Origin of the sequence: Aequorivita sediminis (assembly GCF_032080575.2) — a bacterium.
In the GTDB taxonomy this organism is placed as follows: Bacteria; Bacteroidota; Bacteroidia; order Flavobacteriales; family Flavobacteriaceae; genus Aequorivita; species Aequorivita sediminis.
Window position 1 is genome coordinate 18,102 of sequence record NZ_JAVLSO020000001.1, and the last position, 23,656, is coordinate 41,757.

Annotated in this window: 20 protein-coding genes; 4 read left to right on the top strand and 16 right to left on the bottom strand. The window is 34.5% G+C overall.

Annotated elements, in window-relative coordinates; translation table 11 throughout:
• Positions 1 to 2 precede the first annotated feature (2 nt).
• Both RT250_RS00095 and RT250_RS00100 read right to left on the bottom strand, forming a co-directional pair.
• Complete coding sequence (locus tag RT250_RS00095) at positions 3 to 764, bottom strand: CDP-alcohol phosphatidyltransferase family protein (protein WP_313110976.1); 762 nt, start codon at positions 762 to 764, stop codon at positions 3 to 5.
• Positions 765 to 860: 96 nt separating this feature from the next.
• Entirely contained in the window at positions 861 to 2,351 is a 1,491-nt protein-coding gene (locus RT250_RS00100) for an aminotransferase-like domain-containing protein (RefSeq protein WP_313110978.1), read from the bottom strand.
• An 87-nt stretch (positions 2,352 to 2,438) separates the two neighbouring features.
• Between RT250_RS00100 and RT250_RS00105 the strand changes: the two genes are divergently transcribed.
• Positions 2,439 to 4,328, top strand: coding sequence for a TonB-dependent receptor plug domain-containing protein (locus RT250_RS00105; protein WP_313110981.1), 1,890 nt, complete (start codon positions 2,439 to 2,441; stop codon positions 4,326 to 4,328).
• Between the two features lie 152 nt (positions 4,329 to 4,480).
• Here RT250_RS00105 and RT250_RS00110 read toward each other — a convergent pair whose 3' ends face one another.
• Both RT250_RS00110 and RT250_RS00115 read right to left on the bottom strand, forming a co-directional pair.
• Entirely contained in the window at positions 4,481 to 5,719 is a 1,239-nt protein-coding gene (locus RT250_RS00110; RefSeq protein ID WP_313110983.1) for a T9SS type A sorting domain-containing protein, read from the bottom strand.
• A 303-nt stretch (positions 5,720 to 6,022) separates the two neighbouring features.
• Positions 6,023 to 7,303, bottom strand: coding sequence for a PQQ-dependent sugar dehydrogenase (locus tag RT250_RS00115; protein ID WP_313110986.1), 1,281 nt, complete (start codon positions 7,301 to 7,303; stop codon positions 6,023 to 6,025).
• Between the two features lie 197 nt (positions 7,304 to 7,500).
• Between RT250_RS00115 and RT250_RS00120 the strand changes: the two genes are divergently transcribed.
• Entirely contained in the window at positions 7,501 to 9,852 is a 2,352-nt protein-coding gene (locus tag RT250_RS00120; RefSeq protein ID WP_313110989.1) for a TonB-dependent receptor family protein, read from the top strand.
• Here RT250_RS00120 and RT250_RS00125 read toward each other — a convergent pair.
• The 5 genes from RT250_RS00125 to RT250_RS00145 all read right to left on the bottom strand — a co-directional run bounded on the left by RT250_RS00125 (position 9,847) and on the right by RT250_RS00145 (position 13,772).
• Positions 9,847 to 10,299: a methyltransferase family protein gene (locus RT250_RS00125; RefSeq protein ID WP_313110992.1), complete on the bottom strand. Its 453-nt coding sequence runs from the start codon at positions 10,297 to 10,299 to the stop codon at positions 9,847 to 9,849. The genes RT250_RS00120 and RT250_RS00125 overlap by 6 nt on opposite strands.
• Before the next feature lie 89 nt (positions 10,300 to 10,388).
• Positions 10,389 to 11,609, bottom strand: coding sequence for a metallophosphoesterase (locus RT250_RS00130; RefSeq protein ID WP_313110994.1), 1,221 nt, complete (start codon positions 11,607 to 11,609; stop codon positions 10,389 to 10,391).
• Positions 11,610 to 11,690: 81 nt separating this feature from the next.
• Positions 11,691 to 11,981 carry a hypothetical protein gene (locus RT250_RS00135; protein WP_313110996.1) on the bottom strand — a complete coding sequence of 97 codons (291 nt, stop codon included), beginning with the start codon at positions 11,979 to 11,981 and terminating at the stop codon, positions 11,691 to 11,693.
• A 152-nt stretch (positions 11,982 to 12,133) separates the two neighbouring features.
• Positions 12,134 to 12,985 carry a universal stress protein gene (locus RT250_RS00140; protein ID WP_185098949.1) on the bottom strand — a complete coding sequence of 284 codons (852 nt, stop codon included), beginning with the start codon at positions 12,983 to 12,985 and terminating at the stop codon, positions 12,134 to 12,136.
• Positions 12,986 to 13,139: 154 nt separating this feature from the next.
• Complete coding sequence (locus RT250_RS00145) at positions 13,140 to 13,772, bottom strand: YceI family protein (RefSeq protein WP_139855195.1); 633 nt, start codon at positions 13,770 to 13,772, stop codon at positions 13,140 to 13,142.
• Between the two features lie 128 nt (positions 13,773 to 13,900).
• On the opposite strand from RT250_RS00145, the gene RT250_RS00150 reads away from it, so the two are divergent.
• On the top strand, positions 13,901 to 14,671 hold the full coding sequence (locus RT250_RS00150) for a patatin-like phospholipase family protein (RefSeq protein WP_313111002.1): 771 nt from the start codon (positions 13,901 to 13,903) through the stop codon (positions 14,669 to 14,671).
• Here the strand turns inward: RT250_RS00150 and RT250_RS00155 are convergent, their stop codons facing one another.
• From RT250_RS00155 to RT250_RS00175, 5 genes are all read right to left on the bottom strand, one after another.
• Positions 14,672 to 15,436 (bottom strand): exodeoxyribonuclease III, encoded by a 765-nt coding sequence (locus RT250_RS00155; RefSeq protein WP_313111004.1) that lies wholly within the window; start codon positions 15,434 to 15,436, stop codon positions 14,672 to 14,674.
• A 183-nt stretch (positions 15,437 to 15,619) separates the two neighbouring features.
• Positions 15,620 to 16,198, bottom strand: a complete 579-nt coding sequence (locus RT250_RS00160) for an outer membrane beta-barrel protein (protein WP_139855189.1) — start codon at positions 16,196 to 16,198, stop codon at positions 15,620 to 15,622.
• A 115-nt stretch (positions 16,199 to 16,313) separates the two neighbouring features.
• On the bottom strand, positions 16,314 to 17,855 hold the full coding sequence (locus RT250_RS00165) for an acyl-CoA carboxylase subunit beta (protein WP_139855187.1): 1,542 nt from the start codon (positions 17,853 to 17,855) through the stop codon (positions 16,314 to 16,316).
• A gap of 81 nt (positions 17,856 to 17,936) precedes the next feature.
• The gene (gene accC, locus RT250_RS00170; RefSeq protein WP_139855294.1) at positions 17,937 to 19,376 is read right to left on the bottom strand and encodes an acetyl-CoA carboxylase biotin carboxylase subunit; all 1,440 of its coding nucleotides are present in this window, start codon (positions 19,374 to 19,376) and stop codon (positions 17,937 to 17,939) included.
• Positions 19,372 to 19,866 (bottom strand): acyl-CoA carboxylase biotin carboxyl carrier protein subunit, encoded by a 495-nt coding sequence (locus RT250_RS00175; RefSeq protein WP_313111009.1) that lies wholly within the window; start codon positions 19,864 to 19,866, stop codon positions 19,372 to 19,374. The genes accC and RT250_RS00175 overlap by 5 nt, the downstream gene beginning before the upstream one ends.
• A gap of 116 nt (positions 19,867 to 19,982) precedes the next feature.
• Here RT250_RS00175 and RT250_RS00180 point away from each other — a divergent pair, with 116 nt between their 5' ends.
• On the top strand, positions 19,983 to 21,101 hold the full coding sequence (locus RT250_RS00180; RefSeq protein ID WP_313111011.1) for a PQQ-dependent sugar dehydrogenase: 1,119 nt from the start codon (positions 19,983 to 19,985) through the stop codon (positions 21,099 to 21,101).
• Positions 21,102 to 21,248: 147 nt separating this feature from the next.
• On the opposite strand, the gene lepB is transcribed toward RT250_RS00180, so the two are convergent.
• Positions 21,249 to 22,808, bottom strand: a complete 1,560-nt coding sequence (gene lepB, locus RT250_RS00185; RefSeq protein ID WP_313111013.1) for a signal peptidase I — start codon at positions 22,806 to 22,808, stop codon at positions 21,249 to 21,251.
• Positions 22,809 to 22,925: 117 nt separating this feature from the next.
• On the bottom strand, positions 22,926 to 23,636 hold the full coding sequence (dapB, locus tag RT250_RS00190; RefSeq protein WP_313111015.1) for a 4-hydroxy-tetrahydrodipicolinate reductase: 711 nt from the start codon (positions 23,634 to 23,636) through the stop codon (positions 22,926 to 22,928).
• Positions 23,637 to 23,656: the final 20 nt, after the last annotated feature.

Sequence of the window (23,656 nt, forward strand, 5' to 3'; positions counted from 1 at the left end):
TATTAAAACTGTTTTCTAATTGCGATAAAAACAAAAACCATAACAGTATAAGCTAAAAAGAACGGGAGAATAAACTCTTTAAGATTTAAAATTAACATTACTGCTATTAAAAATAATTCAAAACCGAGACCGAAGGTTGAAATTGCCGTCATAAACCAATTTGGAAATAATTTACTTTCACTCGCTTTTCTGTCCAGAGCATAAATTATTTTATCAAAAACACCATAGCAGAATTTGTATAATGCAAAAAGGATGTTTACATGTTTCTGCTTTTCTCCTTCTAAGGCAGTAGGTGTTTTATTTTCAAACACTCGGCTAGTACTATCTCCATCAAGTTTATTCCGTAGAATAACGTAGTAATAATTGTAAAGAGTGCCTTGTAATTGTAACCCTAGAAAAGCTAAAACACCAATATACCAAGCGGTATTACTAATATAAGCGATGGCTATAAATATTATAGCATTCAATATAATATCGGCTACAGAATCTAAATATCGGCCAGTATATGAAGGCTTTTCTTTTACTCGAGCTAATTCGCCATCGGCCGCATCTAAAATTGATTTTAAAATTAGAAAGAAAGCAGCCAACCAAAAATTCTCTATAACTATACAGTAAACAGCAAAAAGTCCAGAAATAATAAAACTTATAGTTACGTGAATTGGAGTAAATGAGGTATTCTTTAAAGCGTTTGCAATAACTTTAGCAATCGGTCTTCCATAATCTGATAGATCAATAAACTTATGTTCTTTTGGTAATTTGGACATTCAGAGCTGCAATAATGAGTATTAAACTCTAGTAAATGTAAGGTTTAATGTTTAAAGCAGAATTTCAACAAGAAAATTAACTCTTAATGGATTAAGTTATAGCGCTAAATTAGAAATAGCAACCTCGTAAAAAGCATCTTTAAGAATTAGTACTGTCTTTTCCATTTCATATTCGTTTAAATGTGCATAAGACAATCTTAAAGCAGTTAAATCACGGTTTTGGTAGAGACAGACACTTGGAATTAACAAGCCTTTTTCTCGTGCTTGTTTCTGTAATAATACAAGTGATATATTTTCTTTAAACTCAATCCAAAAAGCTAAACCGGACTCTGGATTTTTAAATTCAATTTTATTCTTGAAATGGTGGGCTAAAAGGTTTGCAAATAATTCTTTTCTTTCCGTAAGTATCTTTTTAGTTTTTCTTTGATATCTGTGAATGTCACCCTGATGAATAATTTCCCCTAAGGCTTTTTGCTTCATTAAATCGCTTTTTCCAAAGACATTTAGGTATTTCGCTCCTTCTTGAAGTAAATCTTGTGGTCCGATTATGAAATTCATTTGAAATCCAGGGTGTAAGAACTTCCCGAAACTTCCCAAATAAATCACACGATTTCCACCATTTTTAGCAAAAAGAGAATCTCTTTTACTCTTCTCCATTGAAAATTCAAAATCGGTGTCATCTTCAATTATGATAAAATTATATTCTTCTGCTAATTTTAATAACTGAGATTTTCGTTTATCAGAAAGGTTAACGGTGGTAGGGTATTGACACCTAGAATTTATATAAACAAAACGAATCTCTCCTGCTTTAAAGTTATTTTGAATAAAGTCTATATCCATTCCATTTTCATCAATAGGAATGGTTTTCATTTTTGCACCCGCTTGATTAAATATCATATTAGGGAGAAAATAGCTGAGTTCTTCCACCAAAACAATATTGGCTGAATTAATTAACAATCGCGATAAGATTGAAAGTACTTGCTCCACGCCAGAAACAGGTAGAAGAAAATTTCTTGAAAGATGAAAGCCTCTAGTCAGATTTAAATAATTGCTTAGTTGGTTTCTAAAGAATATATTTTCATCAGTCGAATTAAAATGTGGATTCAATTTATTCTTTCGTTTTAAAACAGAAGCATAAAAACGAACAAGTTCTTCCGAAATAATCACTCGATAATCCGGTGTGCCATCGGTAAAATAATATTCTTCTACATTTCCTTCCAAGGGAGTATCTAAAATAAAATCTTTTCTGAAGTGGAAATCAGCCTTTTTTGGTGGTTGCTTAAAAGCGTTCTGCTTTAAGGCATTACTTGCGGGATTTTCAGGATTTTTTACAAAGGTTCCAATACCAGGAAGCGTTTTCACCCAACCTTGCTCCTGAAGTTCGGTAAAAGCGGCTACTATTGTTTTTCGGTGAAGCTGTAGCTCTTCTGCTATTTTTCGGCTACCAGGAAGTTTATCTCCAGCCTCTAAATAATTGCGTTTTACTGCGTTAATAAACTGATACACAAACTGCATATAGATTGCATCCTTACTTCTGCGATCTATTTTTATTATTGACTGAAATCGAACTTTAACTGGACTACTCATTATTTACAATATGGACTATCAAAATTAATGGTTTAATCCGAACCTTTGCGCCCAATTTTAGAAATAGTATAGTTTAAAAAAAAATTTATGAAAAACACATTAGTTGCTTTAGGATTAACGTCAGTATTTTCAATCACTGGATTTACTCAGGAGAATGATAGTATTGTAGATTCAAAACTGCAGCAGAACACCTTAGAAGAAATTGTTATTCGAGGAAATCGTCTTGAAACACCTTTTAATAAAGTAAGTAGGGATATTCAAGTAATAACCCAAAAACAAATTCAAGCACTTCCAGCAAAATCCCTTAATGAAGTTTTATCTTATATAAGCGGAGTGGATATTCGTCAGCGTGGCCCGTTTGGAACACAAACAGATATTTCTATCGACGGTGGCACTTCAGAACAAACGCTAGTGCTTATTAACGGAGTAAAAATGCTTGATTCTCAAACTGCGCATAATATGATGAATATTCCTATTCCATTAAATGCAATAGATCATATTGAAGTATTAAGAGGCGCAGCAACTAGAGTATACGGAATAAACGCCCTTACTGGAGCTGTAAATATTGTTACTAAAAATCAAAATTATTCGTCGGTTACTGCAGATGTGAAAGCAGGAAGTTCTTTCAAAAGTAAAGAGGAAGGTGATGGTTCAGGAATTTACGGAGGTGGATCTGTTGAGGTTACAGGAATTTATGGCACTGAAAAACAAAGCCAATTAATCTCTCTTTCCCAAAGTAATTACAACGGACAGCGATACAATTCAGGTTCAAAAAATACTCGGTTATTTTATAATGGAAATTACGATATTAACATAAACAACAGCCTTCAAGCAATGGCGGGTTATATTACAAGTTTGTTTGGGGCTAATGGATTCTATGCTGCGCCTCACGATGTAAATTCGGAGGAGTTAGTAGAATCGTCTGTTTTTAGTATTTCTTCAAAACATAAACTCGGCAACTTTACCTTTTCTCCACGTATTAGCAACAGATATGGAGAAGACGACTACCGTTTTTATAAAGACGATTTAAGCAAAGGTCGTTCACAACACTACACCAACGCTTTGATGCTTGAATTAAATAGTAGCCTTGAAACTAGGATAGGAACTTTTGGATTTGGATGGGAATCGAGATTAGAACAAATAAACAGTTCAAATATTGGGGAACACAAGCGAAATAATCACGGAGCTTATGGAGAATTAAAAAGCAGTATAGGTGAAAAATTGCAAGGAACAGTTGGGGCGTATGCAAATTACAACACCGATTTTGGATGGCAGTTATACCCGGGAATAGATTTGGCTTATCTTATTAACGACAATTGGAAGGTTTCTACAAGTATTGGTTCAGGACAGCGAATCCCTTCTTTTACCGATTTATACTTAGATCAGCGCCCAGGGAATATCGGAAATGAATTACTTCAACCTGAAAATGCTTGGAATTACGAAGGAAATATCCAATACGCCAAAAATAACTTTCAGGCTAAAGTCGGTTATTTTTATAGAAGTATTACAGATTTCATCGATTGGATGAGAAATGATCCTTCCGAGCCATACTCACCAACTAACTTCGGTGAAAATAAAATGCACGGTATTTTCGGAAGAGTTCAACAAGATTTTACATTAGGAAACAACCAATCTATAGGATACCAAGTGAGTTATAATTATCTGAACCCTTCTTTAGAGACTTCATCGGATAATCAATCTAAATACACCTTAGAATCCTTAAAACATCAGTTTGTTGCAGGACTTCATTATCGCAACAAAAACATTTCCTTAAATCTAGTAAATAGATGGTTAAAGCGCGAGTTAGCGAATGGGTACAATATTGCTGATGTTCGTCTAAATTACCACCTAAAAGACTTTCTGTTATATTCTGAAGTGACCAATATATTTAACGCATCGTACAATGAAGCTGGAGCAGTGCCAATGCCAACACGTTGGATTAATGTAGGTGTGAAATACAACTGGAAAAACATCTAAAAATATAGAAGAACAGTGAAGATAAAATTTCTTAAAGATTTATATTTCCTTTACTATAAATAAAAATGAATCCCCTCTTGCTTCCAAACCTGGATTTAAGAGGGTGATTTTTGATAGTTAGTAATTAACTAAAAACTTTAGGATTGGATGTATTACTTTATCACAAACTTTCCAGTCGTTTTTGAATCTCCTATCTCAACCTTATAAAGATATACTCCAGAAACCCAGTTTTTTGTAGGAATTGTAATGGCGCTATTTATTCCATTTTCAATAGCTTTATTGTACTGTACTCTACCCATAACATCGGTAATTGTTAAGGTTGCTTTATTACCTAGTTCTTTTGGAAGCTGAAGGTTAACAAAATCACTAGCAGGGTTTGGATATACAATTGCTTTTAATGTTGATGGCAATTCTTTTACACTCAGCACCTCAGCTGGAACTGGAGCTTTATAAACTCCTCCTACATCTTCAAAGCTAGAAAACACTCCACAGTACATAGTTTCTCCGTCGAAAACAAAATTCATCGGAACTCCGTAAAGGTCTAACCCTGGAGCAGGTGAAAACGAAGGAAATTCTTCGCGATAATCAATCCAAGTTTGTCCGTGATCTACAGTATAGTAAACTGCATCGTGCACATGCCCCATAAAGAACGCTCCTTCGTAGTATTCTAAAATTCTAACTGTAGTTTGTAATCCAGCAGGAATTGGCATTGTTTCCCAATTCTGAAAGTCGGTAGTATATCTTATCGCATCTGGAATTCCACCTGCATTGTAAGCCACATAAAAAGTATCATTAACAACTAATGAACTACCGCCGTACCAGTAATCATCTACCTGCGTCCATAAATCTTGATTTTCATCATACTTCCAAATTCCGAATGCGCTAACGTTATATAAGGCTCCATTAAAAGAGCGTAAATTATAAGTCCATTGTCCACCATTTTCAGGATTGTCCTCATCCCATAGAGATTCCTGGTCTGTCAGATTCCAGGTTACTCCATCATCTTCACTATAAACCACACCTATACTTAATACTGAAGCATAAACTCTACCATTGTGATATTCCATTGCATAAATAGGATTGTTTTCTGTTGCACTTGGGAGAACATCCTTAAAATGTACATTGGTCCAAGTTTCTCCATTATCGTGAGATATGGCTACATTACACTCAACGCCCCCCATATATATACTTTCATCCTTTACAAGATGGGCAGTGTATGAATAATCTGTGGCAGTAGTTTTTACCCAAGAATCGCCTTCATCTTGTGAAAGGTATATTCCTCCCATATCTGGATAATTATCTTCTGCTGCAATAAGATTTCCATTGGCAGCTTGGCATAATACCCAAGTATTTTTTTCAAAGTTAGTTGATTCCCACTGCGCTACAAGCACAGAAGTATTTAAAAATAAAAGCGCAACTAGTGCAAAAAGTAATGTTTTTTTAATAATAATAAAGGGGAATTTTAAGGGTTTTTAAAAAGTTAGATTTTTTAAATTATTAGTAATATTTTAAAATTTATCCGCTAACGTAACAATTAATTTTAACAATAAAAATGGCAATTTCAATATTTTGCAATCATCTTATTCCCCACCTTTAGGTAAAAAAAAGGCTATTAGCGCTTTATTGTATTATTCTATTTAATTATTAACTCTTTGAACGATACTAGATTGGCAAATTAAACACCCTTAATAAAATTAATTCCCCTTATAACTAACTCTCCATATATGATGTGTTTTATCGTCTGTAATTAACATAGAACCATCTGCTAAAACAACTGCCCCTACAGGTCTGCCACGCACCTCATCTTTCTTTGGCTCAACTATAAAACCTGTTAAAAAATCCTCAGTTTTCCCTGAAGGCTTTCCATTTTTAAATGGAATAAAAACCACCTTATATCCTGAAAGTATATCTCTATTCCAAGAACCGTGTTGGACTACAAATGCTCCGTTTTTGTATTTCTTTGGAAAAGCATCTGCCGTATAAAACACCAGGCCTAAAGAAGCAGTATGCGAACCAAGATCTACATCTGGAACTATAGCAGATTTTAGTCTAACATTGGGTGGTACCGGCATTCTAGGATCAAAATTGTTTCCCCAATATGAATAAGGCCATCCGTAATACCCATCTTCCTGAACAGAAGTTAAATAATCTGGCACCAAATTATCGCCTAAGCCATCTCGTTCATTTACGGTAGTCCAAAGACTTTGAGTTGTTGGTTCCCAATCCATTCCTACTGGATTTCTAAGGCCAGAAGCAAATATACTAAGATCACTACCGTCCGAATTCATAACTAATATATTAGCTTTCATCACTTCATGCTCCATTCCTTTTTCACCAATATTATCGCCACTACCTACTGCTATATAAATTTTAGATTTATCTTCATTGGCTATAATATTACGAGTCCAATGCTGATTCACATTCCCAGCTGGTAGGTCTACAACTTTTTGCCCTTTGGTCTTAATTTTTGTCTGTCCTTTTTCATATGGAAAACTCAATATCGCGTCGGTATTTGCTACATATAAACAATCCCCTATTACCAGCATCCCAAATGGCTGATTTAAACCTTCTTTTTTAGTTAGTAATATTTCTCTAAAATCAGGGAGTCCATCATTATTTGTATCCCGAAGTAGGGTAATTCTATCGGCACTGCGCTTTAAATTATTTGAACCTCCTGCACCGATAATCGCGGCACCTATTCGCTTTAAAAAACTGTAATTGCTATTGCTTTCAGCTACTAATACATCTCCATTTGGCAATACGTACATCCAACGTGGATTCTCAAAACCATCTGCATATTTAGTAACCTGAAAACCTTCAGGAGCTTTGGGAGTTTCACCATCTTTCCATCCTATTACATTAGAATAATTGGAAACCGACTTTGTTTCAAAAGGTTTAGGTAATGGTTTTTCCTTTTGTGCAAAGGCAGAAAATTGAACTATAATTAAAGCTAAAAGTGAAATGGACTTTTTCATTTTTTATATTTTAAACTATTAAGTATTGAATAGTAGTTAATGCCAATGAAGATATTGTATAAGATTAAAAATTTCTCTTAACAAATTGTTATACTTTTAGATAGAAACAGCTGAGTTAAAAATTAGGTAAACTTTCTGCCTCAATTAGCCAATTGTATTCTTATTGCTTATTTTTAAATAGATTCGAAAAACTAGATATGAATAAAATTTACTTACCCTCCTCCTATTTTAAGTCTCGCTATTCAAATCTATCATTTTCTATTATCGCAATAGCATTTTTTTTCTTGAGCGTTTTTCCCAACACCTTGAATGCACAAGAAATACAAGGAACAGTTTACTCAAATACTAATAAACCTATTAACGGAGTGTCTGTATTCTTGAATAGTAAAAAGCTTACGGAAACAAATAGCGAAGGGGTTTTTAGTCTTTCGAAAGCTTATCAGCTTCCTATTAATTTGAGATTGGAACACCCTAAATATTATATTAGTACTATTACAATTTCAGAAAACAACTCTACTTTTAAGCTATCTCCACTTTCAAAATCGGAAGATTTAGATGAAATTATCTTAACAACAACTACCCAGAAACAAACCTCACCATCAGCAGAAATAATAATCCCAACTGAAAAAATAAAGACGGAGAAATTCGATGCGTATAGTCCTATTGAGCTTATTTCGGTAATCAATGAAACGCCTGGGGTATTTATTCAAAGTGGTGCATTAAACACCAATAGAATTACGATTCGCGGGGTTGGGTCACGGACACTTTATGGCAGCAATAAAATTCGCGCTTATTTTAATGGTATTCCAATTACAAACGGAATTGGTGAAACAACCATTGATATGTTTGACCCAGAAGATTTACAATCGCTAGAAGTTATAAAAGGCCCAAAGGCTACTCAATACGGCACCAATCTAGGGGGAACGCTTTTATTAAATTCAAAGCAAGCTGCGGTAGGAGAAACTTTTCTGAAATCAAATCTAAGTTTTGGTTCCTTCGGCCTTATAAAGAATACTGTAAGCGCTGCAACTGCTACAGAAAAGTTTTCTTTGAATATTAATTATGATCATCTCGAAACCGATGGCTTCAGGGAAAATAATAAATACAATAGAAATGGATTACTACTAACTTCCAACTATAAACTAAATGCCAAAAGTGAAATTTCACTTTTAGTAAATTACATCGACTATAACGCTCAAATTCCTAGTTCAATTGGCAAAACTGCTTTTGAAGAAGACCCCACACAAGCTGCATTTACTTGGAAAATGGCACAAGGTTATGAAGACAATAAAATTCTATTAACTGGTTTAAGTTTTACGCATCATTTGTCGGATAACTTTACTAATAGCACCAGCGTATTTTACACCTATTTAGATCATTATGAACCGCGACCTTTTAATATTTTAGATGAATTCACCAATGGATTTGGAGGTAGAACAGTTTTTAATAAAGGCTTTCACTTCTTGAAAAACAAGGCAAATTTCAGTTTTGGAGGAGAATTTTATAAAGATCAATACAACTGGAAAATCATAGAAAACCTTTACGAAGACAACAATGGCAATGGAAGTTTAGAAGGAAATTTATTAAGCGATAATATTGAAAACAGAGAAAACCTGAACATTTTTGCCACTGTAACAATTCCATTTACTGAAAAGCTTAAGGGACAGTTTGGGTTGAATTTCAACAACACAAACTACAGCTTTACCGATGAGTTTAATTTAGGTGATGCAAATAAAAGTGCAGACCGAGACTTCGACCCTATTTTTGCACCGAATATAAATCTGCTTTATCAATTTAATGAAAACTTAAGTGCTTATTTTAATTTCAGTCGCGGATTTAATTATCCTTCCATTGAAGAAACCCTAACTCCAGAGGGTGTCATAAATCCAGACCTCGGACCTGAAAAAGGATATAATTACGAAGTAGGATGTGAAGTATTTCTATTAAAAAGGAAACTTCACTTTAAAGTAAACGCCTATCTTTTAGATATTGACGATTTGTTGGTTGCAGAGCGTGTTGGCGACGACCAATATATCGGTAGAAACGCAGGAAAAACAGAACATAAAGGAATTGAATTGCAACTCTCATACCTCCAGCCATTAAGCAATTCTGGTTATATTTCGCCCTATATCAATGCTGAATTCAACAATCATAAATTCATTGATTTTGTAGATGGTGACAGCGATTTTTCTGGCAACCAACTCACAGGAGTTCCTGATAGAAAAGTGAATGGCGGTATTAATTTTGGATTTAAAAATTTCATTTTAAACACCAATTTTCTTAATATAGGCGAAATGCCTATGAATGACGCTAACCAACTTTATTCAGAAAAATATACCGTTCTAAATGTAAAAGCAACTTATAAAAAAGAGCTTTCTAAAGCTTTATCAGCAGAAATGAATGTTGGCATCAACAACTTTACAGATGAAAAATACGCTTCTTCTATATTGATAAATGCAACTGGTTTTGGCAATAGTAAACCACGGTATTATTATCCAGGAATGCCTAGAAATTGGTTTGGTGGAATCAAACTGAAATACGTTTTATAACCCAGGAAAGAATCGTCCTGATCGTTTTTTATATTCAGTGTAGTTCGGGAATTTTTCAATCAGACGTTTTTCTTCGTATAAACTTTTAATGTAAAACAGTACAAAAAGAAGTGTGGCGATAAGCAATCTGTATCCAGAATCAGTGATAACAGCATAACCGTAGAAAGCTAAAATCAACCCCGTATAGATAGGATGACGAACCAACTTATAAATACCAGTCTCGACTAGTTTGGCGCCAGGTAAAGGGCTAGGAAATGGTGATAGGTGAATATTGAGATGTAAGACTGCAACCACCGTTATAAAGGCTCCGGAAATAAAAAATAATAGCCCAATCCAAAATAATACCTCCGGAAATATTATCGATAATACTTCAAAATCGAAAGCAAAAGCTATAATCAACAGGAATTGAAACAGCACAAATAATATGTCTTTTAGCGGAATTTTCAACTGGAGCTAAGATTAGTGGTGACTTTTTACAAAGATGTAAAAGATATTTCTATCAGACATTAATTTTCAAACCTGACTTTTAAGAAAAATTATTCCGATTTTTTTAAAGTGATAAGGGTAATTTCTGGACGCATCCCCATCCTACCTGGAAAACCGAGCCATCCCAACCCTCTAGTAACATATAAGTTTTGATTTTCCACAGTATATAATCCTGCCCAGCGTTTGTATTTATATTTTATAGGACTCCATTGCTTCCCCATAATATTAATTCCTGCTTGCATGCCGTGGGTGTGCCCGGAAAGTGTAAGGGCCACATCGGTGTATTTTATCACCTCTTCATCCCAATGAGTGGGATCGTGAGAAAGAAGTATTTTAAAAGGTATATCCTCAATATTATTTAACGCATTTAATAAATCACCATCCTGCCTGAATGGTGGAAGACCCCAATTTTCAACACCTGCGATTGCAATTTCTTGATTATCTCTTTTAAGTGTAACACTTTCGTTTAGTAGAAGTTTGAAGTCTATTTTATCATAAAAAGATTTAATTTCTTCAAAATTTTCACTTTTAGCTTCTGGGGAATCCCATTTGCTATAATCGCCATAATCGTGATTTCCTAGAATAGCATATTTCCCAGTTTTGGCCGAAAGTTCTTTTAGGACTTTATCCCATCCATTTAATTCCCAAGCATAGTTATTTACAAGATCTCCTGTAAAAAAAATTATGTCGGCTTCCAATTCATTTATAATATTAACGGCTCTTTCTAAAATTCTATAACGATAATTAAAACTTCCAAGATGTAGATCTGAAATATGAATAATTTTATAACCGTTAAAAGCTTCAGGTAACTCTTTATGAGCTACTTCAATTCGATATACTTTATATTTATAAGCTCCTTTAAAGATGGCGTAAACAATTAGGAAGAATGGAAGAAACCCTGCAAGTAATCCTACTGTAGGAACAATGATTAGAGATTCTGTTTCAGAGAAAACATAGTTTGAAAAATATAGAATGCTAATTATTATTACGAATAATATTTTAGGTGTAAATGAAGAAATTGTAAGTCCATACAATGAAGATACTAACATTTGCCTTTTAGTTACAGGCAAGGCATCCATTTTAATCTTTAGAATTAATATGGCTGAAACTAAGCCAATTGTAAATGTCCAAAACAAGATATTGATAATCGTATTCAACAATGGAGAGGTTAAAAGCTGAGTAATAGATTGCAGCCAGTAAAAGGTGAGCACTTCAACCCCCACAATAACTACACACAATAAAAAAATTGTAAAAAGTGAATACGAACGCATTATCAATTTATTAAATTACATTCTTAAAATTACACAGTAGTTTGAGCATTATTAAATAACGACAGAAAATTAGTGGAAAATTTAATATTGAATTAATCCGTAACCAGTATTTAATAAGTACAAGCCCATAAGAAATAACAGTACATAAATAACTTGAATTAATTTAAGGCTTATAAAATCAATTGCCTTTAATGCCAATGATGGAAAAGCGAAAAGCATTAATCCTTTAAATAAAGCTATCCAACCTATCAAACTAACAATTACCGTGGCGCTAGAATCCCAAACATTATGGAAAAGAATATTGAGTAAACCTATTACAATAGCAATAAAGGCAACAAGTATTGAAAACTTCTCATCTTCTAGGAATGACAAAATTTGTTTTATCCGCTTGGGGTTATAGCTTAATATAAAAAAGAAGAATATTAAATACCAACCCCAAAACTTCGCTAAAAAAATAGATACATCCATAATTCTTACATTTAATTAATTTCTCTTGTTTTGAATTATTTCCTTTAATAGAACTATTAATTAGTAAACTCAATTGAAGGTATAACCATTATTGGCATGTTTGTATGGTATACCATTTGTCTAATTACAGGCTTAAAAAGTAAGTTTTCAAAAAAGGAATGTTTATTTTGAATCATCACTAAAAAATCAATTCTTTGCTTTATTTGAAATTGCTCAATAGCTTCTACTAAGTCCACATCTTCAGCGGTATGAAAATCGTGAGGGTTATTTTTAAAAAACTCTCCAAATTGATTTTTTACATTTTCTTGTGCCTTACTCAACGGCTGCCCCAAGTATATATTTAAAATATTGAGTCGGGAGTTATGCAGTTCGCAAATAGACTTTAGCAAGTTTAAATTTTCATTTTGCATTGAGAATTTAAAATCTGAAGGAAATAAAATCTCCTTGGGCTCCTTAAAAGTATAGTTATCAGGGACAGCGATTACAGTACAGTGTACTTTTTTTATGGTAAACATTGTATTTGTACCTAAAAAAACCTCTTTTGCACCAGTGGCTCCCTTAGTTCCCATTATGATTAGATCAATATTTCGATCTTTAACAACCGCTTTTATTTCATCCGTCAACAAATTGAAGGATGACAGTCTTTTAAAGGAATGATTAGAGTTATCATATTTCTCCCTTAGTTTCTCTTCTAATTCTAGCAATCCACTTTCAGAGTTTTTTCTGATAATTTCTTCTAACAATAATGAAGAATAACCCTCATTGAATGTAGCCATACTATAGGCTACAGGGGTATACGTATTTAATAGATAAAAAGTACACTCTTTGTTTTTATAAAGTTGTACTGCATATTCTATAGCGTTAAAAGCGTTATCAGAAAAATCTGTCGGGAGTAAAATATTTTTCATTCTATGAAGGTTTAGGTTAATTAGCTCGTTGCAACAAGCTAATTTAACCTATAAACCAAACGTTTACAATGACTTAAATCATATTGAAATGTTTAGAACACTTAGAAATGATAAAAAACTAGGTATATAAATTTTTAAGTTGTCGATAAGCTTACTAATTATTAGTATTCCTTAATGGTATTTTGATTTCCACATCTATCTCTGGCCAAAGTTTTGAAATACCATCAGCCCCCTTAAGGTGTTCCACACATTCCCTCTCTATTCTACTGAGTGCTTCCTCCCCTTTCCATTTTTTTAAATCTAGTTTGGTAAATATTGAAATTGTGTCATTCACCAATGAATATGTGAATGGAATATTTTTTGAGATTTTATTCATTTTTACCCTAACAAAGCCCTTAGACTCATTTACTTTTAAAATAGTTCCATTGATAGTTGAAGTATTAAACGCATCAAAAAAAGAACTTCTTAGTTTAAAATCTCTAATTGCATTCATCGCATCAACACTATGGGTAGGAATCGATATTCTTAATTTGGTTAAGAGATTTTCAACAGAACCAGATTTACTATGTTTTTTAATAGAATAATCATCAAAAGTTCCAGTAACGGCTATTTTGTCTGTAAATTTATAAGCTGTCCAAGCCACAGTTATTCCGGAATCATCAATAACGAAGGATTGATTTTTAGAAATTTCATTTTTGCCTTCCCTTGATTCTTTTGCAGAATTATTACAAGACCAAAACACAGAAATTATAAAAACAAAAACAAGGGACCTTAAAATGAGTTTCATAAACAAATGATTATTAATGTAATACCTACAAATCTAGAAACTTAAAAATTCATTTAATATGACCTAAATCAAGTTTTGTTACTTTTGAATATAATTACTTTGTTAAGTAAATTAATTAAATTGACTAGATGGACAACATAGGTTTAGTACTATCGGGCGGTGGAGCGAGAGGCGCAGCTCATATTGGAGCATTAAAAGCATTTGAAGAATACGGAATTTCTCCAACACACATTTCAGGAACTAGTATTGGCGCTATAGTAGGGGCACTTTATGCCGCCGACGTTCATTGGACTGAGATATTAAAGTTCTTCAAAAACACTTCTATTTTTCACACCAAAAGATTCGCATTTAACAAGCCAGGATTTCTAGATACCGAAAAGTTTTATGACGACCTCAACGTCTATCTCCCAAGGGATAATTTTGACAGCTTACAAAAGCCTTTATACATTACTGCAACAAATGTTTTAAACGGAAAATTAAAGATTTTCAGCAAGGGGCAACTTATAAAGCCAGTAATTGCTTCTGCTTCATTCCCAGGGGTTTTTACACCTACAGAAATCAATGGTTCATATTATATCGATGGAGGAATTCTAAACAATTTTCCTGTTGAGCCAATAAAAAAGCACTGCGATAAAATTATTGGAGTCTATATCAATTCCCTTAAAAAGATAAGCATAAAAGATTTGAAATACTCTTATAGTGTTGCAGATAGAGCCCTGAAAATTAGGGCTGCTTACGATTCAATAAAAAAGTTCCCAGAATGCGATTTAATTATTTCTCCTGATGAAATTGGGGAGTTTGCCGTTTTCGGAATGAGCAATACAGACATCATTTTTGAATTAGGATATGCTGCCACAATTAAGGCTTTAGAAGAAAATAAAAATCTTTTTAAAAGCTAATTACAGTTTCACTTCAAGCTTAATTGGGCAATGATCGGAACCGTAATATTCTGATAATATTTCAACATTCTCCACTTTTTCTAACAATTGATTACTTACCAAGAAATAATCAATTCGCCAACCAGTATTACGCTCTCTTGCTTTAAAACGATAGCTCCAATATGTATATGCAACTGTATCTGGATTAAAGTGTCTATAGGTATCTACAAATCCTTGGTTGAGCAGGTTATCCATCCCATCAATTTCTATTTGAGTATATCCAGCAGTTTTGTTGTAGTTAGACTTGTCGTTTTTAAGGTCAATTGCACGATGTGCAACGTTTAAATCGCCACAAAGGATAACAGGTTTTGTTTTTTCTAAAGACTTTAAATAGTTTTTGAAATCTACATCCCATTTCTGTCTGTAATCAAGTCTTACTAACTTCTGACCAGAATTCGGAACGTAAACATTCACCAAAAAGAAGTCTTCAAACTCTGCGCATATTACTCGTCCTTCCTGATCGTGTTCTTCAACTCCCATATCGTAACTAACTGATATAGGTTCTATTTTACTTAAAACAGCAACGCCTGAATATCCTTTTCTTTCTGCAGAATTATAAAATTGGTGATAGTCCTTTAACTCAGATAATGCCTCAGCAACTTCCTCATCCTGAGCTTTAGTTTCCTGAAGACATAGAATATCTGGATTTATTCTGGAGATATCCTCGAAGAAATCTTTTTGAGTTATCGCCCTTACACCATTAATATTCCATGAGATTATTTTCATTGCTAATTTTTATTTTTGTAAATATCAGAAAGGAGAAAAGAATATCCAATAAATATGAAGATCAAATTTAACCAAGACAGTTAATATTCGTGAACGAATTTGTAAAGGTAATTCTACCCATAAGATTTTCTTTATCTAAGGCAGTCGATAGGCAATTAAACTATCCGCAAATATTTAAGTCAATCAAAACTTCTTCGCCAAACCAATTCCAAAAGAGAAATAGTTAAGTTTCGTTTCTGTAGAAACATTTTCAACTTCTATATCTGTTGAAAGAGAACGATATCTTAACATTGGTCGCAATGAAATTTTGGAAGCCAACTCATAATCTATCCCTACTGCAAGTTGCCACCCAAACCCATATTCTGTATCTGCAGTTATATCGCCTGCGATATTTTCTAATTCTATGTGATTGTAAATTGCACCAGCTCTCGCCAAATAAGAAAATGAAGAGGTACCAATTTGACGATTAATTTGAAATCCAAAAGTGAACCCTTTTTCTAACAAAGTAATGTCCTCGTGGGTAAAAACATCATCACCTCTAAATTGATTAAAGCCCCAACCTGCATAAAAAGCCAAGTGAGGCATAATTTTATATGCGCCTGTTATCTCAAATCCATACCCGATATCGGCATCAGTATCACCTACATCACTTGTAGGGAAATTTAAACCAGGTCTGAACTCAATAGCCCATTTCTCCTGCGCAATGGTGGGGGTCGAGAATAAAAAAATAACAGACAAAATTAAAAGATAATATCTCCTCATAATTCTAAGATTTAACTTAATTATATCTCCAAATTACTGCGAAAAAAAACCTTTAACTATGACTTAAGTCAGTTAAAGGTTGTTAATCAACTATCTAAATAAATAATAGTAAAAACTACAAAGGAATATTTCCGTGTTTTCTATTGGGTCTCACCACATCTTTAGTTTCTAACATTGTGAATGCTTTTAATAGCTTTCTACGGGTTTCACGAGGTTGAATTACTTCATCTATAAATCCACGTTGTGCAGCTTTAAAAGGGTTTGCAAACTTTTCGGCATATTCGGCTTCTTTTTCTGAAAGTTTCAATTCAGGGTTTTCAGCTGCTGCAATTTCTTTTCTAAAAATAATTTCACTAGCTCCCTTTGCTCCCATTACCGCAATTTCAGCAGTTGGCCAGGCGTAATTCATATCTGCACCAATATGCTTACTATTCATTACGTCATAAGCTCCACCATATGCTTTTCTGGTAATAACAGTTACACGTGGCACTGTTGCTTCACTTAAGGCGTAAAGAAGTTTAGCTCCATTAAGAATAATTCCGTTCCACTCTTGATCGGTTCCTGGAAGGAAGCCTGGAACATCTACTAAAACTAAAAGAGGTATATTAAAACAGTCGCAGAAACGTGTAAATCGCGCTCCTTTTTTAGAGCTATCTACATCTAACACTCCTGCCAAACTCATTGGTTGGTTTGCTACAATTCCGATACTTCTACCACCTAATCTTGCAAATCCAACAATAATATTATCGGCGTAATCTTTATGCACTTCAAAGAAAGAATCGGTATCGATAATTCCCTTAATCACCTCGTGCATATCGTATGGCTTATTTGAAGAATCTGGAACTATATTTTCCAATTCATCTCGATATTCATCAGCAGCTTCAAAAGGAAGTTTTTCTGGAGTTGTTTTATTATTTTGAGGCAGGTAGCTTAAAAGAGTTTTCATCTGTTCTAAACAAACAATATCATTTGCAGCTGTAAAATGCGTTACCCCACTTTTTGTAGCGTGGGTTTTCGCTCCTCCTAATTCTTCTGAAGTAACAGTTTCATTCGTAACAGTTTTCACAACATTCGGACCTGTAACAAACATATAACTACTGTCTTGAACCATCAAAGTGAAATCGGTCATTGCTGGTGAATAAACTGCTCCCCCGGCACATGGTCCCATAATGGCAGAAATTTGAGGGATTACTCCTGAAGCTTGAACGTTTCTGTAGAAAATATCTGCATATCCACCTAAAGAGCGAACCCCTTCTTGAATACGCGCTCCACCAGAATCGTTTAATCCAATAACGGGAGCACCAACACTCATTGCGTGATCCATTATTTTACAGATTTTCTCGGCGTGAGTTTCTGATAAAGCTCCTCCAAAAACAGTAAAATCTTGTGCGAACACATAAACTAAACGTCCGTTAATTGTTCCGTAGCCAGTAACTACACCATCCCCATAATACACTTCTTTTTGCATATCAAAATCGGTGGTTCTATGGGTAACGAGTATGCCCATTTCTTCAAAAGAGCCTTCGTCTAAAAGATATTCTACACGCTCGCGAGCAGTTAATTTCTTTTTTTCGTGTTGTTTTGCAATTCTCTTTTCGCCTCCACCCATCTTGGCTTCAGTTATGAATTCTTGCAGTTTTTTATTATTGTCGCTCATAATTTTTGTAATTGACATCTATGCGAAATCTGGGGCTTCACGGTATTTTTTTACCGCAGAGGCGCAGAGGACGCAGAGACATTACTTCGGTAATTGAAGTTTTTCTGAATCTTTAAAATATTGTTTTAATGCAAATAGTGCCGCCACTTTTGCCTCTTCTTCATTAATAGTCTTAAGCTTGTCTTCGGAATAGTATTTCTTCACAAAATTAGTATCGAAATTTCCACTGCGGAAAGCCTCGTGTTCAAAAACAAATTTTCCAAACGGAAGTGTGGTACTCACACCTTGAACATCGTAATTAGCGATTGCTTCAAGCATACGTTGCATTGCAGCGTTTCTTGTTTTTCCGTAAGTAATAAGCTTAGACAGCATAGGATCGTACTGAATTGGCACTTGCATACCTTCTGTAAATCCATCATCCACACGAATATTCTCACCACTTGGTGGTCGGTAAACTTCTAGTTTTCCAACACTCGGCATAAAATTATTAAGTGGATCTTCGGCATAAACACGAACTTCAAAAGCGTGTCCTTTTATTTTTATATCCTCCTGCGAAAAAGCAAGCTTTTCGTTATTAGCTACATTAATCTGCTGTTCTACTAAGTCGAGACCAGTAATTAATTCGGTTACTGGATGCTCCACTTGTAGGCGGGTATTCATCTCAAGGAAGTAGAAATTTAGATTTTCATCTAAAAGAAATTCCACTGTTCCCGCTCCAACGTAATCACATGCTTTGGCAACTTTTATAGCCGCTTCTCCCATGGTCTTACGCAATTCTGGAGTAAGAACTGAAGATGGTGCTTCTTCTACAACTTTTTGATGACGTCTTTGAATACTACAATCGCGCTCAAAGAGATGAACTGTATTTCCAAAATTATCAGCTAAAACCTGAATTTCAATATGGCGTGGAGAAGTAACAAACTTTTCAATAAAAACAGAACCGTCGCCAAATGCATTTTCAGCTTCGCTAATAGCGCGTTTCATTTGGTCTTCAAATTCTTCGGCATTTTCAACTACTCGCATTCCTTTTCCTCCACCACCGGCAGAAGCTTTTATAAGAATTGGAAATCCAATTTCTCTAGCAATTTGTTTGGCTGCTTCAACATCTGTAATGGCTTCATCGGTACCAGGAACCATAGGAATATCATAAGCTTTTACCGCTTCTTTAGCAGCTAGTTTGCTTCCCATCACACGAATTGCGTGCGACTTTGGCCCGATAAAAATCATTCCACTTTTTTCAACCTTCTCTCCAAACTCAGCGTTTTCACTCAAAAATCCATACCCTGGGTGAATAGCATCAACGTTTAGGTCTTTAGCAACTTTAATGATGTTATCTCCTAATAAATACGATTCGTTTGAAGGAGGTGGCCCGATGCATACGGCTTCATCTGCAAACTTAACGTGTGGAGAGTTTCTATCTGCTTCAGAATAAACTGCAACCGTTTTGATCCCCATATTACGGGCGGTTTTCATAATTCTTAAAGCTATTTCGCCACGGTTGGCAACTAATATTTTCTTAATCATTTTTCTCTAATTCAATTAGCAATTTTCCTTTATCTACCGTATCACCTTTAGCGACGTTTACAGTTTTTACAATTCCATCTCGAGAAGCTGTAAGAGTGTTCTCCATCTTCATAGCCTCAAGAACACAAAGGGAATCACCTTTTTTAACTTTATCGCCTTCAGCAACATTAACTTCTAAAATAATCCCTGGCATAGGAGCATGGATTTCGTCTTCAATGGAATCATTTCCTAAAGAAAGCCCCATTTCTTTTATAAGCGCATCCAAAGGTGTTCCTACGTTAACATGGTAAATATTACCATTCACTTTTACACTGTAATTTCTATTAATGAAGTCGTTTTCTAAAAGTTCAATTTCGAAAGATTTATTGTTGTGAAGTAAATGTACTTTTTGACCAGAAAGTTCAGTTTGGTCTATGTTTTCAGTATCCTTTTTAACAAGTTGAAATTCGTAATTCTCATCCACCGAAACGCTATAGCTTTCTTTCATAATTTTGAAAATTTTGGCTAAAGATAAGGTTTGTTTAGGTCTTCGACCAAAAGGAATTTCCTAAGATTTTAGAATTCACACTCATTTTTGGTATCTTTAAGCTAAAAGAAAATAAAATGAAGAAATACTTACTTACTTTATCGGTCCTTATCGTATTTACATCTTGTGCCCAGCAGAAAAAGAAAGAAGATGTAGCCTTAAAAACAAAACCCCAGATTTATAAAACTGAAATGGCTGTAAGCAACCTTTCAATTCCTTGGGGAATGACGTGGTTGCCTGATGGCAGTATGCTAATTACTGAAAAAGATGGGAGATTAATACACTTTAAAGATGGTAAGAAAATAGAAATAGCAAATATGCCTGCTGTATATGTAAATGGCCAAGGTGGATTACTAGATATTGAACTACATCCTAATTATACTGAAAACGGGTGGATATATATAACTTATGCTTCTGAGGAAGGCCCAGGAGAAGGAGGTCATACTGCATTGATGCGCTGTAAACTAGAAGGGGATTCCCTAACCAATATCGAAATCCTTTATAAAGCCAGCCCGAACTCTTCTGCAGGGCAGCATTTTGGCTCTAGGATTGAATTTGATAAAGAAGGTTATGTGTATTTCACAATAGGAGAACGCGGAGATAGAGAGGTTAATCCACAAGATATTACTCGTGATGGAGGTAAAGTTTACCGGTTAAAAGACGATGGTAGCATACCTGAAGACAATCCATTTTTCAACGAACCAAATACCAAAAAGGCAATTTATACTTATGGAAATCGCAATCCACAGGGGATGGCTATTCACCCTGAAACAGGAGAAATATGGATGCACGAGCACGGACCAAAAGGCGGGGATGAAATTAATATAGTGAAGAAGGGCGCAAATTACGGCTGGATGGTAGTTACCTATGGGGTTAATTACAGCGGGACAGAAATCACAGATCAAACTGAAAAAGAAGGAATTGAACCACCTATTTATTATTGGGTTCCCTCCATCGCTCCTTCCGGAATGGCATTCGTTACTAGCGACAAATATCCTGAGTGGAGAAACAAATTACTCGTAGGTTCGTTGAAGTTTGCATACGTTGAACTCCTAACTCTTGATGGAGAAAAAGTAACCAAACGAGAAAAAATAGCTCAGGATATCGGACGAGTTAGAAATGTAAAGATTGGTCCGGATGGACTGATTTATATTGCAGTAGAAGGACAAGGAATTTACAGATTGATTCCTGAATAACAAGAAGCTATTATCTTTTAAAAACAAAGTCGAGACCTATTTGATAAATCTCGACTTTATTTTTTAACCCTAGATAGCAGAGCAAAGCTTAATTTTCTAAAATAATTAGTAACAATTGAAGCTTACAAGCCCCAACAGGAGAAGCTTTTACTTTTTAGTTCCTTTCTTTTTCTTTCTAAAGAAATCAAAAGCGAACCAACCTATTACTGCAATAACGAAATACATTAAATAAGACACTGGTTTTCCACTTCCACCTACTGTTGTAAAAACCCTATCCCAACGTACTTTTTTGTTAATTCCATCCCAGCTCATCCAAACAAATACTGGTTTCCCAACCACGTGATTATAAGGTACAAATCCCCAAGTACGCGCATCCTCACTATTATTACGGTTGTCCCCCATCATCCAATAGTAATCCATTTTGAATGTATAATCGGTTAAGGGTTGCCCGTTTAAAAGTACTTCCGTTCCTGATTGAGTAATTTTATTTTCAATTCCTATTTCGCTTCCTTCATATACTTCTATAATACGCTTGTAGAACGGAAGTGTTTCTGAGTTAATCGAAACCGTTTCTCCTTTCTTAGGAATATAAATTGGGCCGAAGAAATCATTATTCCAAGGATATTTTTGATTGTTTGGAAAAATCCCTGGATCCCATTCTCCTTTTTCACTTCTAAGACGCGAAATTTCAACCACGTTTGGGTTGTTTTTTAGCATATTCATAGACTCTTCAGATATAGCTGCAAAACGATATGTATTATTACCAAATCCATAACGATCGGTAATATCATATCGATTATAAAGCATTTCTGGATTCAATTGTCCGTTTACCTGAACGTCATACGCAAATTGTACCTTAGCACGGTCTGGTAATTGATTTTTCTCTCCATTAATATATACGTAACCATCGCGAATTTCTAGGGAATCTCCAGGAACACCTACAGCGCGCTTTACGTAATTTGATTTTTTATCGATTGGTTTGTAGTAATATTTCCCATCACCATACTGCTGAAACGCGTTTACAGTATCTACAGGCCAGTTAAACACTACAATGTCATTTCGTTTTATACTTTGGAATCCTGGCAATCTGAAATAAGGTAGTTGTGGTTTTGAAAAATATGATTTTTTATGAACCACAGGAATTGTATCGTGAACCATTGGAAATGCAATAGGCGTCATCGGGTTTCGAGCCCCATAATGAAACTTACTCACAAAAAGAAAGTCACCAACCAATAAGGTTTTCTCTAACGATGAAGTTGGAATTGTAAAAGGTTGCATTACATAAGTATGCACAACTGTTGCCGCTACAACGGCAAACAATATAGAACTCACCCACTCTCCTGTTGAAGTACGCGGTTTTAAGCTTCTATCCTTTATATGCGTAACATCTTGAGTGTAATTTATGTAATATATATAAAGCCCTAGAGTTACTATCCCTAAAATTGTATCCGTAGTAGAATTACGTCCAAAACTGCGTAAGGTTTCAACCCAAACTACCGGAAACATAATCAGGTTAACAATTGGAATAAATAATAAAATAGTCCACCACCAAGGGCGATTAATAATTTTCATTAAAACCACAGCATTGTAAATTGGTACTGCTGCTTCCCAAGGTTTTCTACCTGCAGCTTTATAAAGCTTCCAAGTTCCTGCAAAGTGTATTAATTGAACTATTAAAAATAATATAAACCAACCTGTCCAACTCATAATTTGTAATTCGTTAAATTGTAAATTATTTAAACCCCTTCTAATCTATACTGCAAAATAACAGGGATAATATGCTTTAATTGAAATTGTACTAATACAATTGTAATCTAAAAACGGTTAATCCGCAGTTGTTAATCCTAAAACATCCTTCATTGAGAAAACCCCTTTTTTATCTTTAAGCCATTCCGCGGCCAAAATAGCACCCTTCGCAAATCCTTCACGGCTATGTGCTTCGTGTTTTAAAGAAATTGTATCAATATCAGATTCATAGGAAACTATGTGGGTTCCTTTTACATCTTCTTCCCTTTTAGCGGTAATTGACAAAACATCTTCACCTTTAGAATTGAGATCCCATTCTTTTTTATTATTGTATTTTAAAATACTTCTCGCAATTGTTATTGCTGTTCCACTTGGGGCATCTTTCTTTTCAAGGTGATGCGTTTCTTCTACAGACACATCGTACTCCTTCCATTGAACCATCAACTTAGCAGCATATTCATTTATACTAAAAAATAGATTAACTCCAACACTGAAGTTTGACGCATAAATGAAACTTCCGTTACGCTTTTCGCATAACTTTACCATTTCATCATAATTTTCTAACCAACCTGTAGTTCCTGAAACTATTGGTAAATCTGCTTTTAAAGCTTTTGTAATATTATTTACTGCAGCTTCGGGAGAAGAGAATTCAATAGCAACCTCAGCGTCTTCTATAGTACCTTCCGAAGATCCCAACCAACTTTTAAAAACAATTGAATGACCATTTTCTAACGCTAATCTTTCAATAGTTTTTCCCATTTTACCATAACCGAGTAAAGCTATTTTCATAATTTTCTATTCTCTTTAAA

Bases quoted from the DNA above. Each gene is read 5' to 3' on its own strand.
- RT250_RS00095 (WP_313110976.1), bottom strand. From the start codon at position 764: ATGTCCAAATTACCAAAAGAACATAAGTTTATTGATCTATCAGATTAT.
- RT250_RS00100 (WP_313110978.1), bottom strand. From the start codon at position 2,351: ATGAGTAGTCCAGTTAAAGTTCGATTTCAGTCAATAATAAAAATAGAT.
- RT250_RS00105 (WP_313110981.1), top strand. From the start codon at position 2,439: ATGAAAAACACATTAGTTGCTTTAGGATTAACGTCAGTATTTTCAATC.
- RT250_RS00115 (WP_313110986.1), bottom strand. From the start codon at position 7,303: ATGAAAAAGTCCATTTCACTTTTAGCTTTAATTATAGTTCAATTTTCT.
- RT250_RS00120 (WP_313110989.1), top strand. From the start codon at position 7,501: ATGAATAAAATTTACTTACCCTCCTCCTATTTTAAGTCTCGCTATTCA.
- RT250_RS00130 (WP_313110994.1), bottom strand. From the start codon at position 11,609: ATGCGTTCGTATTCACTTTTTACAATTTTTTTATTGTGTGTAGTTATT.
- RT250_RS00140 (WP_185098949.1), bottom strand. From the start codon at position 12,985: ATGAAAAATATTTTACTCCCGACAGATTTTTCTGATAACGCTTTTAAC.
- RT250_RS00145 (WP_139855195.1), bottom strand. From the start codon at position 13,772: ATGAAACTCATTTTAAGGTCCCTTGTTTTTGTTTTTATAATTTCTGTG.
- RT250_RS00150 (WP_313111002.1), top strand. From the start codon at position 13,901: ATGGACAACATAGGTTTAGTACTATCGGGCGGTGGAGCGAGAGGCGCA.
- RT250_RS00155 (WP_313111004.1), bottom strand. From the start codon at position 15,436: ATGAAAATAATCTCATGGAATATTAATGGTGTAAGGGCGATAACTCAA.
- RT250_RS00160 (WP_139855189.1), bottom strand. From the start codon at position 16,198: ATGAGGAGATATTATCTTTTAATTTTGTCTGTTATTTTTTTATTCTCG.
- RT250_RS00165 (WP_139855187.1), bottom strand. From the start codon at position 17,855: ATGAGCGACAATAATAAAAAACTGCAAGAATTCATAACTGAAGCCAAG.
- RT250_RS00175 (WP_313111009.1), bottom strand. From the start codon at position 19,866: ATGAAAGAAAGCTATAGCGTTTCGGTGGATGAGAATTACGAATTTCAA.
- RT250_RS00180 (WP_313111011.1), top strand. From the start codon at position 19,983: ATGAAGAAATACTTACTTACTTTATCGGTCCTTATCGTATTTACATCT.
- lepB (WP_313111013.1), bottom strand. From the start codon at position 22,808: ATGAGTTGGACAGGTTGGTTTATATTATTTTTAATAGTTCAATTAATA.
- dapB (WP_313111015.1), bottom strand. From the start codon at position 23,636: ATGAAAATAGCTTTACTCGGTTATGGTAAAATGGGAAAAACTATTGAA.